A 15,973-nucleotide genomic window follows, 5' to 3' on the forward strand; every position below is an offset into this window, starting at 1 on the left:
AAGCGGGGATGGAATGCGGCCGATCAGTCCCATCGGGGTGGTACGCGGCGGACGCCAACAGGTCCACGAGGACGGATGGGGGGCGGTGGTCTCGCGGATCGAACTGGACCCGGCCGTGTTCGACGCGTCGGCGACCTCCGGCCTCGACGACTACTCGCACGTGGAAGTGATCTTCGCGTTCCATCTGGCGACGCGGACCTGCACCGCCACCCAGCACCCCCGAGGCAACACCGACTGGCCGCTCTCCGGCATCCTGGCGCAGCGCGCGCCCAACCGGCCCAACCACCTCGGGGTGTCCGTGTGCGCCCTCGCCGCCGTCGACGGCCTGACACTCACGGTGCACGGCCTCGACGCCGTCGAGGGCTCCCCCGTACTCGACGTCAAACCGTATCTGCCGGAGTTCGCCCCGCGCGGTGAGGTGCGGGGTCCGGCCTGGTCCGGCGAGCTGATGCGCGACTACTTCTGAGCCCGGCGGACACGGCCCAGGGCTCAGGCTCATGGCACGGCCACCAGATCCGTACGCGCCGCGGCGATCAGGGTGTTGGCCTCGTCCCGGGGCAACTCCTCGTCGACAAGGAGCGCGATCGGGAGCGCCGCCCCGCTGCGGATCCGCGCGGCGGAAGCGCTCCTGGTCACCCGGCCGCCCTCCGGCCCGGCCTGCACCGCGAGGAAGTCGATCCCCGGCAGGGGCAGGTCGGGGGCCCGGTCCACGACCAGCCCCACCGCCCGGCTGCCGTCCGCGCCACGCAGCACACACCGGCCGTCCCGGCACTCCAACTCGACCAGCCGGTGGTCCAGCCGCACCCGACCCACCGTCAGCGGCACGTCGACGGGCTCCGCGTCGGTGGGGTGGCCGGCCAGCCGCGCCACGGTACGCGCGACGAACTCCGGATCCCGCTCCCGCAGTCGGCTGAAGGTGTTCACCGTCCGGCGGCTACGCAGCGAGAACACCGTCTGGTGCCCCTCCAGCCGCTCACCACGGCACAGCTCCTCGAACCACGCGGTGCTCTCCGCCGCCTCCGCCTGGGTCTGCTCCGCGACCGGCCGCCGGATGCTCTCGTACTCGGCCGCCGCCTGGAGCGGATCGTCGTGTCCGGCGATACATCGGGCGAGGCACAGGGCGTCATCAATGGCCAGAGCGGTGCCCGAGCCGGTCGAGAAGTGGACCGTGTGCGCGGCGTCCCCGGCCAGCACCGTCCGGCCGTCGGACCAGCGGCGGTTGACGACCGTACGGAACGGCTGCCAACCCGCTGTCCGGGCCGTCAAGGGGGCGCCGCCCAACTCGCCACGGAACAGCGCGGCGAGCCGCGGCTCCGCCTCGGCCGCCGGCAGGTCGAGCAGGCCGAGGGCGGACAGAGTGTCCGGATCGGCCTCGACAATGAAGGTGCTCTCGCCGGCCGCATGCGGATAGGCGTGCACCACCAGGGGCCCCGGGCCCATGTCCTTGAGGAGGAAACACGGTTCGAGTGCCGTGGGTGTGCTCATCCACAGATACCGGGTGCGGCCCGGGGAGACGGAGGTGCCGAACCGGTCGGCGCGCTCCCGGCGCAGTTCGCTGCCCGCGCCGTCCGCCAGCACCACCAGATCCGCCTGCTCCGGCAGCTCGGTGACGGTGCGCCTGATCAGCCGCACATTGGCGTGCTGCGCGGCCAGCGCGCGGACATGCGCGTGGAAGACCTGCCGGGAGACCCCGGACATGCCGAAGGCGCCGGACGGGATGCGTTCGCCGTCGATCAGCGTGATCGTCTCGTCCCAGGTGGCGTACGCGGACTCCGGCAGCCGCAGCGCCTCGGGGTGTACGGCCCGGATGCGCGCGGCGAACTCGTCCGTCAGCACGATGCCGGCCCCCGGCCCCCGGTCCTCGCGGTCGTAAAGGTCGATGGCCGTATCGGGTAGCAGCCGGGCCAGCTCCAGCGCGCAGAAGGCCCCGGCGGGACCTCCGCCCACCACGGCCACGGTGCGGACAGGAGTGCCGCTCATGCCGGTGTCCCGTCCCAGTGGAACCGCTCGCCACGGGCCAGCGCGGCTCCCCGGGACACCGCGGTCATCTCACCACTCGCTATCTTCATGATGGTGAGGAAGTCGGTGAAGTGCGGTTCGGCAGCGTCCAGTTGGGTGCCGGCCTCCTTCATCAGGTCCAGCCAGCGCACCCGTTGCTCGCGGGTGATCAGGAAGTGCGCGTGCGCCTGGTGCATCTTCGGGTCCCAGGCCACGGCCAGGTCGTTCTCGCCGTAGATCCGGCGGAAGTGGTCGTTCAGCCGTGCGGCGTGGCGGCTCCAGTCGGGGACGGCGAAGAGCGGGGACAGCACCTCGTCCTCCGAGACCAGCTCGTAGAAGCGGGTGGTGAGCGCCTGGAAGAACTCGGCACCGCCGATGCCGGCCCAGAAGTCGGAGACCTTCCGGTCGACCTGCGTGGCGGTCATGCGCTCGGCGGACTGCAGACCCTGGTCGGCGACGAGGAGTACCTTCCCGTCGTGCCGGGGGGCCGGGGTGGCTCGATGGGGCGACATGGGCGTTACTCCTTCAGTCGGATCGGTCGAGCAACAGGCCCGCGGCGGACAGCGTGCTGACAGTGCAGCCACGCAGCCGTTTGGCCTGCACAGTTCCGAGCCCGTAGGCGATCGTGGTGATCCCCTGCCCGGGGGCCAGCTCGGCAGGTCGGTAGAACATCGTGGCGAAGTACGTGAACGAGGCGTCGGGATGCTCGTAGTCGGTGGCGCTCATCAGCGCGGTCCACTGGTCACCGTCCCGCACCAGCATCGTGAAGGAGAGCAGAGCGCCCCCCTTCCGGGCCTCGACGATCCAGACGTTCTCCGGACCGAAGTGGTCGCGCAGATGCCGGAACGAGTCCGCCTCGCGCTTGTCGTCGGGCACACCGCCGTACTTGGCCACGATCTGGGCCCGCAGCGGGATGAGTTCAGGCTCCTCGTCGCCGATCGGACGTTCGCTGATCTCGATACCCCGGGCCGCGATCTCGCGCAGCTCACGCCGTACCGCGAAGCGCTGATTGCGCCGCAGCCCCGCTATGTAGCCGTCCAGATCGTCCCAGGTGACATCCATGTCGCTGCGGTCCACCATCGGGACCACGGCGAACCCCGCTGTGCGCAACACGTCCAGGAACTCGGGATAGTCGGGGCGCAGGAACAGCGCCGAGACACTGCGCATCCCCTGGTCACGGCACCAGTCGAGCAGGGCCTCCAGATACGCCCGCAGCACCCGCGGATCGCGGGAGCCCGGACCGGCCGGCGCCGACTCGTAGTTGGGGCCCATCAGTACACAGGACGGGAACAGTTCGTCGGCGGAGAGTCCCTGCCAGGGGTGCGGCCCGTCGGCGACCACCCCGTCGGCGACCGAACCGCCCGAGAGCACCCGCTGCGGATCGAAACGCACATGTCCGGTGGGGGCCTCCATCACGCCGCCGACCAGGGCCACTTGGTCCCCGTCCGGACCGGAGAGGCCGAAGGTACGGGCGCCGCCGGGGATCCTGCCCTCGGCGAGAGAGATCCAGCGCCGGCGCAATGTGACCGGAGCTCTGCCGATCCAGCCGTCCCAGCTTTCCGGGACTTCGGTGCGCATGTGCAGCCCGGCGGTGCCCAGCGCCGGCTCGGGGCGGTGTGGCGTCACGGCATTTCCCTTCCGGCCATGCGCGAAGCCCGTCCGGCCCGGCAACGTACAAGGCTGCCGGGCCGAATGGACTGTGGGTCGACCGTCAGGCCGCCTGCAGTTCCTGCACTCGGTCCCAGACCGGAGCCTGGTCCCAGACCGCCAGTTCGTCGCAGGACCGGTCCCAGACCTTGAGATCGTCGCAGGACCGGTCCCAGACCTTGAGGTCCTCGGGGGCCAGGTCCCAGACCTTCAGGTCCTCGGGAGCAAGGTCCCAGACCTTCAACTCGTCGAAAGCCTGGTCCCAGACCTTGAGGTCCTCGAAAGCGCGGTCCCAGACCTTCAGGTCCTCGAACGCCTGGTCCCACACCTTGAGGTCCTCGGGGGCCATGTCCCACACAGGAGCCATGTCCCACACGCCGAATTCGTCGGCCGACTCCGCTCGGATTACATATGCGTCGCGCATGCAGCATCCCTTCGGGAGATTCACAGAAGGCGATCCACCGGACCGCCGAGACGCGGCCCTCGCCGCGCTCATCAAGGAGCCTTGCAGCCTGAGTCACGACCTGTCTTCTCCTTAATTGCTGACCTTCCAAAAAGCATGACGAGCCAGTTCTTGAAATCCGCTTGAAGTCACTGGAAATTTACTTGAATCCGCTCGATATCCGCTTGAATCCGGGTCGAGGAGCCGCCTCGGCGAGCATCTCGAAGCCGGGAGCCGCGAACAGGATGGGCGGGTGCGACCAGTCCCGCGGACACAACACCAGTTCCACCTCGGAGCTGGCGTAGGGGTCGATGCGTAGGGGCCCGAGCGTGGCCGTGAGCAGCGTGGTCTCCAGCGGCTGGCCCGGTAGCTCCCGTGCCGCCCGCATGGTCGCGTGCAGGTAACAGGTCCCGTGCGGCACCTGTTGCAGCACAAAGGGACCGAGGCGCCCCGTGGTGGTCCAACTGGACGGCTGCCCCTGGAGTATGGGGCTGTCGAAGGAACCGATGTAGATCGAGGAGACGGGCTCCGCCGCGGCCCGTGCCACGCCACGCAACTGGCAGCGCGTGTCGCCCCGGCCGCCGGCCGAGGAACGCACGGCATACTCGCCCTCGCCCCGGCTCAACTGGCGGTACTGGGTGGGCGGGATTCCCACAGATTCGGTGAAGCGACTGGTGAAGCTACCCGTACTGCTGTACCCGACCGTGGAGGATATGGTGGCGACACCGAGATCGGAATTCTGCAGCAGACGTTTCGCTTCCCCAATGCGCACCGCACTGAGAAAACGCCCCGGGGTCACCCCGGTAACCTGACTGAATACACGCAAAAGATGGAATTTGCTCACCAACACTGAACGAGCGATTTCATCAAGACTGAGTGGTTCCGCGTACCGTTCCCGGATGATCTGTACGGCCCGTTCCACAATATGCTCCATACGCATCTCCCGAACAGCCGAATGGAACAAGGCGCACGCCCGATCCAACGCTAGGGAAATGACATGGAGGCTGGCTTGACCTGAGATCGAGGCTGGTCCCTGAACAACTCGGGCACACGGCCGTGTTGTGCACGAGTACGACCGCAGGGCGGGCAAGCGGGAACGCGTCGTGCTGTACAGCGGCGAAGTCCGTCCGGGCAGGCTCGATGATCCGCGAGACTGAAGAAGCCCACGGCTCTGACCAGTTCAGGTGCCGTGGGCTTCTGTCGTTGTCGTTCGATCCTGCTGTACAGCAACGCGCGGCACAGCTCCCGCGTGGCAACGCATCGGCATTACCTCGCGGGTAATCGTGCTCTGCCTGGCCGCCGGGCAGGGTGGTGGCCGAGCGGAGCACTCCGCAGCGCGTGAAGAGAGGGAGTACGGCATGTTCGCAGGTCGGCGTGGTCTTGTCGGGATTGTTGTGGCGGCGGTGGTCGCGGGGGTGTCGACCACCGCGGTGGCACTGCCGGACGATGCGGAGCCCGCCGCCCAGGGCGACTGCCCACAGGTGCGCGCGAAGGTCGAGCGACTGGAAGGCCGAATCACCCCGAACGCCTGCGCGTTCATGCAGCGCCAGGTCGCCTTCGGTGAGATCCCCACGGGTACCCCGCCTGCCGTCGGGGGCCTGAACCACCCTCGGGTGAAGGCATATCTCGGCATCTTCGACGCGGATGCAACGCTCTGGGAGGCGAGTGACGCTCCGCAGCGCGGCCAGACCGTGATCGGCACCTCCATCACGAACTCCCTGCGGCTGGCCCCGGACCTGCGTTACCGGGGTACGGACGTGGTGGCCGACGGTAGCGCGATGATGTTCGGCCAGTGGAACGAGGTCACGTTGAAGGGCCGTAAGGTGGCCTACCCGCAGATCGCGCGCAATGTTCTCGGGGACGACGGCAAGAGCCTCCAGGCCCGGCGCTACTACGACCGTTACGCGCTCTTCCGGGACACCGTCCCGGAGCTGGCGCCCGAGGGCCTGTTCAACGGGATAGCGGACAGCGGCCCCGCACCCTCCCCTGGCCCGGCGCGCGAGCCTTTCCGGGCCAGGGAGATACCGGACCGCCTGGCGGCCTGGAACGGCGAGGACGTCGGCGCCCTGGTCTCCCGCATGGGCAGAGCCCGGCTGTCCGGCCCGGGGTTGGCCGCTCCCCTGGCGACGGAGTCCGGCCGGCGGGCTTATCTCCAGCGGTTCTTCGACACGGCGGACGTCCGCTTCAAGGCCGGCCAGGTCGCCTTCGGCAGCACCACAACGTACGTGGAATGGCACGGCACGGTCTCCGGCCCGAAGGGCAAGGACATTCCGTTCGGGATCGTGGAGCGCTTCGGCCCCGGCGGTGAGTGGGAGCTGTACTTCGACACCCTCCCGTTGGTCGCGGACCGCGCGGAGATCGGCGCGCTGTTCCAGAAGCTGGCCCAGCCCCAGTAGGCGAGTCTCCCGGTCTCCATGGTTCGACGATCACCCGCAGCCGCAGCCGCAGCCGCACCCGGACCTGAACCTGATCCGGACGACGTGTCCGGGGTACGGACCGTACTCGCCGATCGGCAGGTACGGCCCGTTGAACTCCCATTCCTTGTCCGTCAGTTGCACTCGCGTCACGCAAGAAGGCATGATCCGGCGGGCCGCGGTAGCCGCTGCGCCGGATCCGCCGTCGGCGATGTCAGCCTCCGCTCTCCAGGCTCATCGCGAAGAAGTGCATGAGCGGGTAGTTCTGGTTCGGCAGCTTCAGCGATACCAGCTCACGGGCCGGGTCGAGGTCCACGACCTGGTGGAAGATGCGGACCGGGAAGTTCTGCGGACCGGCGGTGCCGATCCGCTGCGTGGTCAGCACCGCGACGGCTTCCCCGTATGCCGGTTGCCTGCCCCAGTCGGTGAGCGAGATCTTGACCGTTCCCGTGGTGCCGTCCGCGTACGCGGCGACCGCGTCGGCGCTCGCGCTGCCGCCGTGGCACGCCCCCAGGAGCCGGAGTCTGCGGTATGTGCCGCGTGGCACTGCGATGACCGCGCCGCGTGAGGTGACGTTGTTCTTCGCGCCGTCCGTGCTGCCGGGGAAGACGAAGGTCACTCCTCCGTTGCGGAAGTTGCCCGCCGGGGGCAGCTCGTTCGCCGGGTAGGTGTAGCCGGAGTTGTCGAAGTTTCCGTCGGGTGGTGTGCCCCTCGTGAAGCCGTCGTTGTCGAACACGGCGGTCAGGTCGACGGGGACCACCGGTCCCTCGGGCCGGGGCAGCACGCCGACGAAGCCCCACGGTCTAGCGGGCTTGCTGATCGACACGGGCTTTACGTCCTGGTTCGACGCCTTGCCGGCGGCGAGGACGATCACGTCCTCGCCCTTCTCGATGTCGATGCCGATGACTCCGTCGCCCAGGTCCCGCCAGGTGAGCGGCCGGTCCGTGGGCGATCCGCCGCCGGGTGCGACCTGCACGCGCCGGACGGTGACGGGTCCCTCCAGGCTGTGTGCCAGCTTCAGCGGCTCGCCGGCGAGGCTGCGGACCCGCACGTACTCGGTCCTGCCGCCGTTGCGCCGCGCGGACACCATGAACGCGCCCTGGGTGCGCAGATTGTGGATCTGCGCATCCTGCCACGCGCCCGGAACCGCCGGGAACACCCGGACCGTGTCTCCCCAGCTCTGCACCAGCATGTCGTGCATCACCTGCGCACCGGACAAGGGTGTCTCCAGCACCGGTCCCGACTCGCGGTACATCGTGTTGGGCTGGACGAACTTGTCGAGCAGTGTGTTGAGGTAGTTCAGCGCGTCCTCGCCCTTGCCCATCGATGCGCTCATCGATGCCGCGCCGGTAAAGGTGTAGCCCTGCAACGCCCCGGTGAAGCCGACCCAGTGCTTCAGCGAACGCTCCAGCAGATCGCGGTTCCCGGGCTCCGTCGGGTCCAGGAGGTAGAGCGGGTAGAACCACAGCAGGTGGGAGTAGTGACGGTGAGAATCGGTGAGTTGACGGTCGGCACCGATCCACAGCCCGTCCGGGCCCTGGGGCGGGTCCACCAGACGTTTGAGTACGTCCTGCCACTTCGGCAGCAGCTCGTCCTCGATGGACAACTGGTGCGCCGACTCGATCAGTGTCGTACAGCCCCAGCGCAGCAGCGCCAGGTCGTAGTTGCAGTCCTTCGCCCCGGCGTACTCCGGCGACAGCGTGGTCGGCAGATGCAGCCGTCCGTCCGCCCCCTCGAAGAGGAAGTGGAAGTAGTAGTTGACCGACCGGCGCAGGATGGGGAAGACGACATAGCGCAGCAGGTCCTCGTCCATGGTGTGCCGATAGGTGAGCCAGACGTTGTGCATCGCCCAGGTGAGGTTGCCGACCTCGGGCGTACCCGTCCCGGGAACACCGATCGGCGAGGTGACCAGGTCCTCCTGGCTGGCCCGGTTGATCGCGGCGGAGTCGTGCTGATAGGCGGGCAGGACGTTCTTGTCCAGGGCCTCGCGGTGCTCGTCCAGCGACCGTGTGAGCGAGTCGAGTTCGAAGTGGCTGGTCGGGTTGAGGAACCAGTAGGTGAGCTGGATGTTGAGGTTCCACCAGGCGGCCGGCCAGGGGGTGCGCTCGATCCACTGGGCCATCGTGGTGGTCACGGGCAGATTGCGCCTGGTGATGCACGCCATCTTGTACAGCTGGATCCAGTAGAAGCTCTGCAGCCGGGCGTCGGGAACCGCGACGAAGCTCCTCGGATAGAAGTCGTGCCACCACTTCTGGTGCTCGTTGCGCAGGCGCTGCACAGGCTGCCGGGCTGCACTGTTGGCTGCCGACCGGGCGGTGTCCACGGCGGTCGGATCCGGGAAGGACGCGGCGACACTCGCCACCAGGCTGCGGGTGAGTCCGTCGTCCTCGGTGACGACCTGCCACACGGTCGCGTGACCGCCACCCGCGTCCAGCGGCTGTTCGCACACACCGCCCTCGGGGGTCTGCTCCAACTTGGGCTCCGGGTTGACCCGCAGATTGCCGGGCCCCTTCTCGTACAGCAATGTGGTGCTCTTGGCCGGGTACGGCGTGAAGGTGAAAGCGGTCCCCTTCTCCTCGGCGTCCGGCGTCAGCGAGAAGACCAGCACGTCCTTCGTCGCGTGCACGAAGGCTCTCAGCTTCAAGGTGCCGCGGGTGGTGGTGATCGTGCCGGTCAGTTCGGCGTTCCACAGCGACAGCCGCAAGTCGACCTCGACCAGGTCGCCTTCGGTCTGCACGATGAAGTAACCCACCCGCAGACGAGCCGTGCCGAATCGCACATCACCGGACTTCTGGTGGTCGCGGACGCGGGTGTCGCCGACCTCGATCTTCAGCCGCTTGCTGTTCGTGTCGCGAAAGACCGCTGCGCCAAGGCCGCCGTTGCCGAGGAAGGGGCTTTCGTAGAACCCGTCGGGAACCTCGGACCAGATCATGTCCTGCTCGCGCAGATACGCGGCCCATGCCTGATGGGACGCCACCCGGTCGTGCAGCACCACGGTGCCGTTCGCTCCAGGGGTCGCGGCTTCGGCGAGCGAGGGAAGGCCGAGTACGGCAGCGCTGGCGGCGAGCGTGCTGAGGAAGCCGCGTCTACCGAGCGGCTCCATGGACCCATTACTTGCGTCAGTCATGCCAGCACCCCTAGAGGTCCGATGTGTATGAGGTGTTGGGAGGCTAGAGGGCGCCGACATCCGCAGCAAGGCATAGAGCGCAGAAATTTTCCCTTAATAGATCGGATGAATCGCCAGTACTGGTGCACGCACTCCGAGTCACGCCCGGCCCGCCGCGCGCGAGGGGCACTCATCCGGCTCCAGCCCCCACCATGACGCTCGCCACCCCCGCACAGCCCGCGGCCGACGCGGGAAACGAGGACCCCGGCAGCCCGCGACTTGATTTTGTGCAAAGTATGACCGAACTCTTGTGGGGCCCCCGTCCCACCCCTACTCTCTGGAGAGATCCGACCTGTGGGGCCTGGGCGAGCCGAACGGGTGGATCACGCTCGTAGCCCTGAAGTGATGAGCGGGTATGACTTGTGCGTTATTACACCTCAATACGCAGTTGAAGTCTGCGTATTGAGGGCGGCGAGGTGACAGGTCCCGCAAGCCAATCCCCTCGCCGAAGGAATGGTCATCCGATGTAGTGCTTCATGCGACGAAGTATTGAGGGACCAGCCATACCCTGTGCGGAATGGCGAGATATCGCCCATAACGCCCACATCGCACATAACGCGCACGCACCAAACCGCAGCTCAGGAGCCCTTAGCCACCGGCTCAAGAATCGCCACGCACTCCACATGATGCGTCATAGGAAACAGATCGAACGCGCGGAGCGTCCGTACCCGGTAACCCCCCGCGCGGAAGTACGCAAGGTCCCGGGACAGCGCCGCCGGGTCGCAGGCCACGTAGGCGATGCGGCGGGCGCCGAGTTGGGTGAGGTGGGCGACCGTGGGGCGGCCCGCGCCGGCGCGGGGCGGGTCGAGGACGACGAGGTCGGCCTCGGTGATGCCGGTGCGCGGGAGGACGGACTCCACCTTGCCCTGTTCGATCCGGACCCGGTCGAAGCCGGCCAGGTTGTGGCGGGCGTCCTCGACGGCCCGCTTGCCGGACTCAATGCCGAGTACCGCACCCGTCTCGCCGACCCGGTCGGCGAGCGCGCCGGCGAACAGGCCGACGCCGCAGTACAGGTCGAGCGCCGTCTCGCCCTTGCGTGGCATGAGGCCCTGCATGACCGCCGTGACCAGCGTGTCGGCGGCCTTCGGGTGGACCTGCCAGAAGCCGCCGCTGCCGACCCGGTAGGTGCGGTCGTCGGCCCGCTCGCGCACGAAGGGGCGGCCGTGCACCCGATGGACGCCGCCGTCCTTCTCGTCCACCCGCATCACGGACACCGGACGGTCGAGTTCCACGAGGGGCAGCCGGGCGCCGGGACGCGGGGTGAGGATGACCTGCCGGTCCTGGGAGCCGGTCGCGGCGATGGCCTCGACGGTGTCCATGCCCGACCAGTCCCGCCGCTCGATGCCGAGTTCGCTGACGCCCTCCGCCGCGATCAGGCAGTGGTCGACGGGCTCGACCTCGTGCGAACGGTGCCTGCGCAGCCCGGCCCTGCCCTCGTCGTCGACCGCGTACTGGACCCGGGTGCGCCACGCGGGCACCTCGCCCGGGGGCAGTTTGTCGCCGTCGGCGGGCATCACCGTGCCGTCCCAGCCGGCCTCCTCGGGGGTGAGGTCGGCGAGCCGCTGGAGCTGTTCGGTGAGGACCTCGCCCTTGAGGCGGCGCTGGGCGCCCGGCTTGGCGTGCTGCCAGTCGCAGCCACCGCAGCGGCCCGGACCCGCGTAGGGGCAGGGTGCTTCGACGCGGTCCTTGGACGGGTCCAGGATCGTCACGGCGTCGGCCCGCAGGAAGCGGGAGTCCTCCTCGCCGTCGGTCACCCGTGCGATCACCCGCTCCCCCGGCAGGGTGTGCCGTACGAAGAGGACCTGGCCCTCGTCGGTACGGGCGACGCAGTGGCCGCCATGGGCGACGGGGCCGATCTCGACCTCGTACTCCTCGCCCACCAGCGACTTCTTCGGTTCTGCCTGCATGGCGGGGTGACTCCACAACGTGAGAGGCGAGCGGCCGGGCACCGCCCGGCAGGACAACAGCCCACCAGTCTACGTGCGCCCCGACCACCCGCTCACCACACGGCCGCGAGACCCCCGAAACCGCCGGCCTCCCGGAACACGGCCGCGCGGGCCCCGGGTCAGCCCTTCTTCGTCGAACCGCCCGCGTGGGACGAAGAGCCCCGCTTCTCGACCGGCCCGCGCCGCACCGCGCCCGGCGCGTTCCACTCCTGCCGCTTGCGGGCCCGCTTCTTGGCCACCTCGGAGGACTCCAGTTGGTACGGGATCGAGGTCACCATCACACCGGGCGTGAACAGGAGCCTGCCCTTGAGGCGCAACGCGCTCTGGTTGTGCAGCAGATGCTCGTACCAGTGACCCACCACGTACTCGGGAATGATCACGCTGACCACCTCGCGCGGCGATTCCCTGCGCAGCCCCCGCACATACTCGACCACGGGCCGCGTGACCTCCCGGTACGGCGAGTCCAGCACCTTCAGGGGTACGTCGATACCGCGCCGGTCCCATTCCTCCTTGAGCGCCTTGGTGTCGGCCGGGTCGACATTGACGCTCAGCGCCTCCAGGGTGTCCGAGCGCATCAGCTTGGCGTACGCGAGGGCGCGCAGCGTCGGCCGGTGGATCTTGGAGACGAGCACGATGGAGTGGACGCGTGAGGGACGGACCACGTCGTCGGTGGGGACCTCCGGAGCATGGATCTCCTCGGCGACGCGGTCGTAGTGGCGGCGGATCGCGGTCATCGTCGCGTAGAAGATGCACATGCCGAGGAGGGCGACCCAGGCGCCGTGCGTGAACTTGGTGCCGAGGACGACGACGAGCACCAGACCGGTGAAGAAGGCGCCGAAGGTGTTGATCGCGCGGGAGCGGATCATGTGGCGGCGCTTGCCGGGGTCCTTCTCGGTCCGCAGATGCCGGTTCCAGTGCCGGACCATGCCGGTCTGGCTGAGCGTGAACGACACGAACACACCGACGATGTAGAGCTGGATCAGCCGGGTCGAGTCCGCACCGTAGATGACGACGAGGAGGGCGGCGGCGCCGGCGAGCACCACGATGCCGTTGGAGAAGGCGAGCCGGTCGCCGCGTGTGTGCAGTTGGCGCGGCAGATAGCGGTCCTGCGCGAGGATCGAGCCGAGCAGCGGGAAGCCGTTGTACGCGGTGTTCGCGGCGAGGAACAGGACGAGGGCCGTCGCGGCGGCGAGGATCACGAAGAAGAAGGTGTTCGCGCCGAAGACCGCGGCGGCGACCTGGGAGATCACCGGGTCCTGGACATAGCCGCCGCCGACCGGGACGCCGTCGCGCAGCAGGTCCTTGGCGGGGTTCTCGGCCATCCGGACGTTGGTGGCCATGGCCAGCGCGATGATGCCGCAGAACATGGTGACGGCGAGCAGGCCCATGGCCGCGAGGGTGGTCGCGGCGTTCTTCGACTTGGGCTTGCGGAAGGCCGGGACGCCGTTGCTGATGGCCTCGACGCCGGTGAGCGCGGCACAGCCCGAGGAGAAGGCACGCAGCAGCAGGAAGACCAGCGCGAAGCCGGCGAGCCCCTGGTGCTCGGCCTGGATGTGCAGATCGGAGGTGGGTGCCCGCATGGTGTCGTTGAGGACGAGTCCGCGGAACGCGCCCCAGGCGATCATGAGGAAGACGCCCGTGACGAAGACATAGGTGGGGATCGCGAAGAGCTTTCCGGACTCCTTCACCCCGCGCAGATTCATCAGGGTCAGGAGCACGATCACGACGACGGCGCTCAGCACCTTGTGCTCGACGACGAAGGGGATCGCGGAGCCGAGGTTCTCGACGCCGGAGGAGATGGACACGGCCACCGTGAGCACGTAGTCGACGAGGAGCGCGCTGGCGACGGTCAGGCCCGCCTTGGGGCCGAGATTGGTCGTCGCGACCTCGTAGTCGCCGCCGCCGCTGGGGTACGCGTGGACGTTCTGCCGGTACGAGGCGACGACGGTGAACATGAGGACGACGACGGCGAGGGCGATCCAGGGACTGAAGTGGTAGGCCGACACACCCGCGATCGAAAGAACCAGCAACACCTCACCCGGCGCGTAGGCCACGGAGGACAGCGGGTCGGAGGCGAAAACGGGTAGGGCGATGCGCTTCGGCAGGAGCGTCTCTCCTAGCCGATCACTGCGCAGGGCGCGCCCGATGAGGATCCGTTTGGGCACGTCGGTCAGTTTGGACACGGAGAGGATCGTAAGCGGTCGAACGGGGGAGCGCCCACCCACCACCCCACAAGGCTTACGGATGATCACACCGGACCTGTCGGGCATCGCTCCGGACCCGTCGCGGCATCCGATTCCAGCCACGCGAGCGTCGTACCCGTGTCGGGCATATCGGCTCATACCCGAGCCGATCTCCGTAGAGATCCTGAGGCGGCTGCGGACGGGGGCATTCCACTGTGGCCGTGGGAGCGGCGGCTTTGGCATATTGCGTGCAGAGTCGCGGTCCCGCAGATTCGACGTTCCCGGGGAGAGCAGTGCGCAAAGCGAGGGAGATGCGTCACCTCATCGACCGTCTGGACGGCGGCCTCGGCCTGCCCGTCCGCACGGAAGGCGATGCGCTGTTCGACGCCCTGATCGCCGACCTGAGCCGGATCAGGGGCCGTGAGGTGACCCTCGTCAAGGAGGAGTTCCCGCACCGGACCGCGAGCGGACTCTGGCTCGACCTGCCCGGCCACGATCTCATCGTGGTCGACCGGCGGGCGACCCCGCTGCACCAGTTGGCGATCTTCTTCCACGAGGTCTGGCACATGGTCAAGGGAGACTGCGGCGGGCATGCCGTGGGCAAGGCGGTGGCGGCCCGGATGCTCTCGGCACGCGCCGACATCCCTGGTCTTCCCGATCTTCCCCAGCTCCAGGAGGCGGTGCTGAAGGTGGCCGCGCGCACCGAGTTCGACAGCACCGAGGAAGCGGACGCCGAGCGGTTCGGGCTGCTGGCGGTCACCCGGTTCCGGGTCCGGCTGGAGGGCGGCCCCGAGGGCGTGCCCACGGACCGGCGCCGGATCGCGGGACGCATCGGGGCGTCACTGGGACACCGCCGCCCACGGGTCTGAGCCGGATCGCAGCCGTGGACTCATCGGACTACTACATACCCGCCGTCGCCCTGTGGATCGGCCTGGCCGTGAAACTGCCCGGTCTGGTACGGGGGTGGCGCGACCCACTCGTACGGACCGTCGGCCTGGTCATCGCCGTGGGCGGCGCCGGCTTCTTCTTCGCGGCCCCGCCCACGATCGCCGCCGTGAACGAGGCCAGTGGCGTGGCGAACTTCTCCAGCCCCCTCGTGTACAGCATCATCAGCGGCTTCAGCGCGTCCTGTCTGCTGCTGGTCATCCACTGGCGCGGCGGCCCGCCCGCCTACGTGACCCGTGTCTCGCGCCGGTGGCAGGCCGGATACCTCCTGGTCGCATCCGCGCTGGTCGTCCTGTTCGCCCTCGGTGACGCCCCCGTGAACCGCCTCACCGACTTCGACACCTACTACGCGACGACGCCGTTCATCGGCGAGATGATCCTGCTGTATCTGCTCGCCCATATGACCGCCGCACTCGTCACCACGGTGATGTGCTGGCGCTGGGCCCTCCAGGTCCGGGGGTGGCTGCGCGCGGGCCTGTGGATCCTCGTCGTCGGCTGGCTGCTCAACCTGACGTTCAGCGGCCTCAAACTGGTCGCGGTGGTCGCCCAGTGGACCGGCCGGGACTGGAACACCCTCAGCACGGACCTGGCCCCTCTGCTCTCCGCCCTGTCCGCCCCCTGCGCCACCGTCGGCTTCCTGCTGCCGCTCGTGGGGCCCTGGCTGGCCTCGACCCGGCGGGCGATGACCACGTACCGACGGCTCGGCCCCCTGTGGCACGAACTCGGCACCGCCTCGCCCCGGCTCCCACTCGCCGCGCCCATCCCCTGGCACTCACCGCCGTACGTCCGCCTCACGCGCCGCGAGGCGGGCATCCAGGACGGGCTGAGTCTGGTGGGACCGTGTCTCGACGACGCCGTCCGCGCGCGTGCGCGGGACGCCGCCGATGCCGCCGGACACACCGCCGCCGATGCCGCTCACATCGGGCACGCCGCGATGATCGCCGCCGCTGTCCAGGCGACCCGTGAGGGTACGCGGGACCGGCCCGCCGTCGTCCCCGAACACGCCGAGATCGACGCCCTGCGGGACACCCTGCCGGAGGTGTCCGACGCGTTGCGTACGTCACCGGTCGTGAGGGCGGTACGCGAGGACACCCCCGCGATGTCCGCGACCACGGCGAACGCCTCGTCCTCGGCGAACTCGTCGTCCCCGGCGAACCCCTCGTCCCAGGCGAACTCGTCGTCCTCGGTCGAAGATGGCGAGAAATCCTCCACATGAGCCGACCACCTCGGAG

12 protein-coding genes are annotated in these 15,973 nt (G+C 68.8%); 4 read left to right on the forward strand and 8 right to left on the reverse strand.

The window, feature by feature from the left end; all coding sequences use genetic code 11:
• Positions 1-13 precede the first annotated feature (13 nt).
• Entirely contained in the window at positions 14-466 is a 453-nt protein-coding gene (locus tag ACFVT5_RS19610; RefSeq protein ID WP_389889006.1) for an SAM-dependent methyltransferase, read from the forward strand.
• A gap of 29 nt (positions 467-495) precedes the next feature.
• On the opposite strand, the gene ACFVT5_RS19615 is transcribed toward ACFVT5_RS19610, so the two are convergent.
• The 5 genes from ACFVT5_RS19615 to ACFVT5_RS19635 all read right to left on the reverse strand — a co-directional run bounded on the left by ACFVT5_RS19615 (position 496) and on the right by ACFVT5_RS19635 (position 5,021).
• Positions 496-1,980, reverse strand: a complete 1,485-nt coding sequence (locus tag ACFVT5_RS19615; protein ID WP_389889009.1) for an FAD-dependent monooxygenase — start codon at positions 1,978-1,980, stop codon at positions 496-498.
• Entirely contained in the window at positions 1,977-2,510 is a 534-nt protein-coding gene (locus ACFVT5_RS19620; protein WP_389889012.1) for a truncated hemoglobin, read from the reverse strand. Before ACFVT5_RS19620 ends, ACFVT5_RS19615 begins: the two co-directional genes overlap by 4 nt.
• Positions 2,511-2,523: 13 nt before the next feature.
• Positions 2,524-3,624, reverse strand: coding sequence for a GNAT family N-acetyltransferase (locus ACFVT5_RS19625; protein WP_389889014.1), 1,101 nt, complete (start codon positions 3,622-3,624; stop codon positions 2,524-2,526).
• An 85-nt stretch (positions 3,625-3,709) separates the two neighbouring features.
• A complete protein-coding gene (locus ACFVT5_RS19630; RefSeq protein WP_389889017.1) occupies positions 3,710-4,069 on the reverse strand; it encodes a hypothetical protein in 360 nt (119 codons plus the stop codon).
• A gap of 178 nt (positions 4,070-4,247) precedes the next feature.
• Complete coding sequence (locus tag ACFVT5_RS19635; RefSeq protein ID WP_389889020.1) at positions 4,248-5,021, reverse strand: helix-turn-helix domain-containing protein; 774 nt, start codon at positions 5,019-5,021, stop codon at positions 4,248-4,250.
• A gap of 424 nt (positions 5,022-5,445) precedes the next feature.
• On the opposite strand from ACFVT5_RS19635, the gene ACFVT5_RS19640 reads away from it, so the two are divergent.
• The gene (locus tag ACFVT5_RS19640) at positions 5,446-6,483 is read left to right on the forward strand and encodes a hypothetical protein (RefSeq protein ID WP_389889022.1); all 1,038 of its coding nucleotides are present in this window, start codon (positions 5,446-5,448) and stop codon (positions 6,481-6,483) included.
• A 232-nt stretch (positions 6,484-6,715) separates the two neighbouring features.
• On the opposite strand, the gene ACFVT5_RS19645 is transcribed toward ACFVT5_RS19640, so the two are convergent.
• The 3 genes from ACFVT5_RS19645 to ACFVT5_RS19655 all read right to left on the reverse strand — a co-directional run bounded on the left by ACFVT5_RS19645 (position 6,716) and on the right by ACFVT5_RS19655 (position 13,796).
• The gene (locus ACFVT5_RS19645; RefSeq protein ID WP_389889025.1) at positions 6,716-9,628 is read right to left on the reverse strand and encodes a glycoside hydrolase family 95-like protein; all 2,913 of its coding nucleotides are present in this window, start codon (positions 9,626-9,628) and stop codon (positions 6,716-6,718) included.
• Between the two features lie 617 nt (positions 9,629-10,245).
• Positions 10,246-11,574: a class I SAM-dependent RNA methyltransferase gene (locus ACFVT5_RS19650; RefSeq protein WP_389889028.1), complete on the reverse strand. Its 1,329-nt coding sequence runs from the start codon at positions 11,572-11,574 to the stop codon at positions 10,246-10,248.
• A 158-nt stretch (positions 11,575-11,732) separates the two neighbouring features.
• On the reverse strand, positions 11,733-13,796 hold the full coding sequence (locus tag ACFVT5_RS19655) for an APC family permease (RefSeq protein WP_389889031.1): 2,064 nt from the start codon (positions 13,794-13,796) through the stop codon (positions 11,733-11,735).
• 311 nt (positions 13,797-14,107) lie between these two features.
• Between ACFVT5_RS19655 and ACFVT5_RS19660 the strand changes: the two genes are divergently transcribed.
• Entirely contained in the window at positions 14,108-14,665 is a 558-nt protein-coding gene (locus tag ACFVT5_RS19660; RefSeq protein WP_389889033.1) for a toxin-antitoxin system, toxin component, read from the forward strand.
• Between the two features lie 14 nt (positions 14,666-14,679).
• On the forward strand, positions 14,680-15,957 hold the full coding sequence (locus tag ACFVT5_RS19665) for an MAB_1171c family putative transporter (RefSeq protein ID WP_389889036.1): 1,278 nt from the start codon (positions 14,680-14,682) through the stop codon (positions 15,955-15,957).
• Positions 15,958-15,973 lie beyond the last annotated feature (16 nt).

Origin of the sequence: Streptomyces sp. NPDC058001 (assembly GCF_042886315.1) — a bacterium.
Taxonomy (GTDB): domain Bacteria; phylum Actinomycetota; class Actinomycetes; order Streptomycetales; family Streptomycetaceae; genus Streptomyces.

Coding starts and splice junctions, on each gene's coding strand:
- ACFVT5_RS19630 (WP_389889017.1), bottom strand. CDS start 4,069: ATGCGCGACGCATATGTAATCCGAGCGGAGTCGGCCGACGAATTCGGC.
- ACFVT5_RS19650 (WP_389889028.1), bottom strand. CDS start 11,574: ATGCAGGCAGAACCGAAGAAGTCGCTGGTGGGCGAGGAGTACGAGGTC.
- ACFVT5_RS19660 (WP_389889033.1), top strand. CDS start 14,108: ATGCGTCACCTCATCGACCGTCTGGACGGCGGCCTCGGCCTGCCCGTC.
- ACFVT5_RS19615 (WP_389889009.1), bottom strand. CDS start 1,980: ATGAGCGGCACTCCTGTCCGCACCGTGGCCGTGGTGGGCGGAGGTCCC.
- ACFVT5_RS19620 (WP_389889012.1), bottom strand. CDS start 2,510: ATGTCGCCCCATCGAGCCACCCCGGCCCCCCGGCACGACGGGAAGGTA.
- ACFVT5_RS19645 (WP_389889025.1), bottom strand. CDS start 9,628: ATGACTGACGCAAGTAATGGGTCCATGGAGCCGCTCGGTAGACGCGGC.
- ACFVT5_RS19635 (WP_389889020.1), bottom strand. CDS start 5,021: ATGGAGCATATTGTGGAACGGGCCGTACAGATCATCCGGGAACGGTAC.
- ACFVT5_RS19610 (WP_389889006.1), top strand. CDS start 14: ATGCGGCCGATCAGTCCCATCGGGGTGGTACGCGGCGGACGCCAACAG.
- ACFVT5_RS19640 (WP_389889022.1), top strand. CDS start 5,446: ATGTTCGCAGGTCGGCGTGGTCTTGTCGGGATTGTTGTGGCGGCGGTG.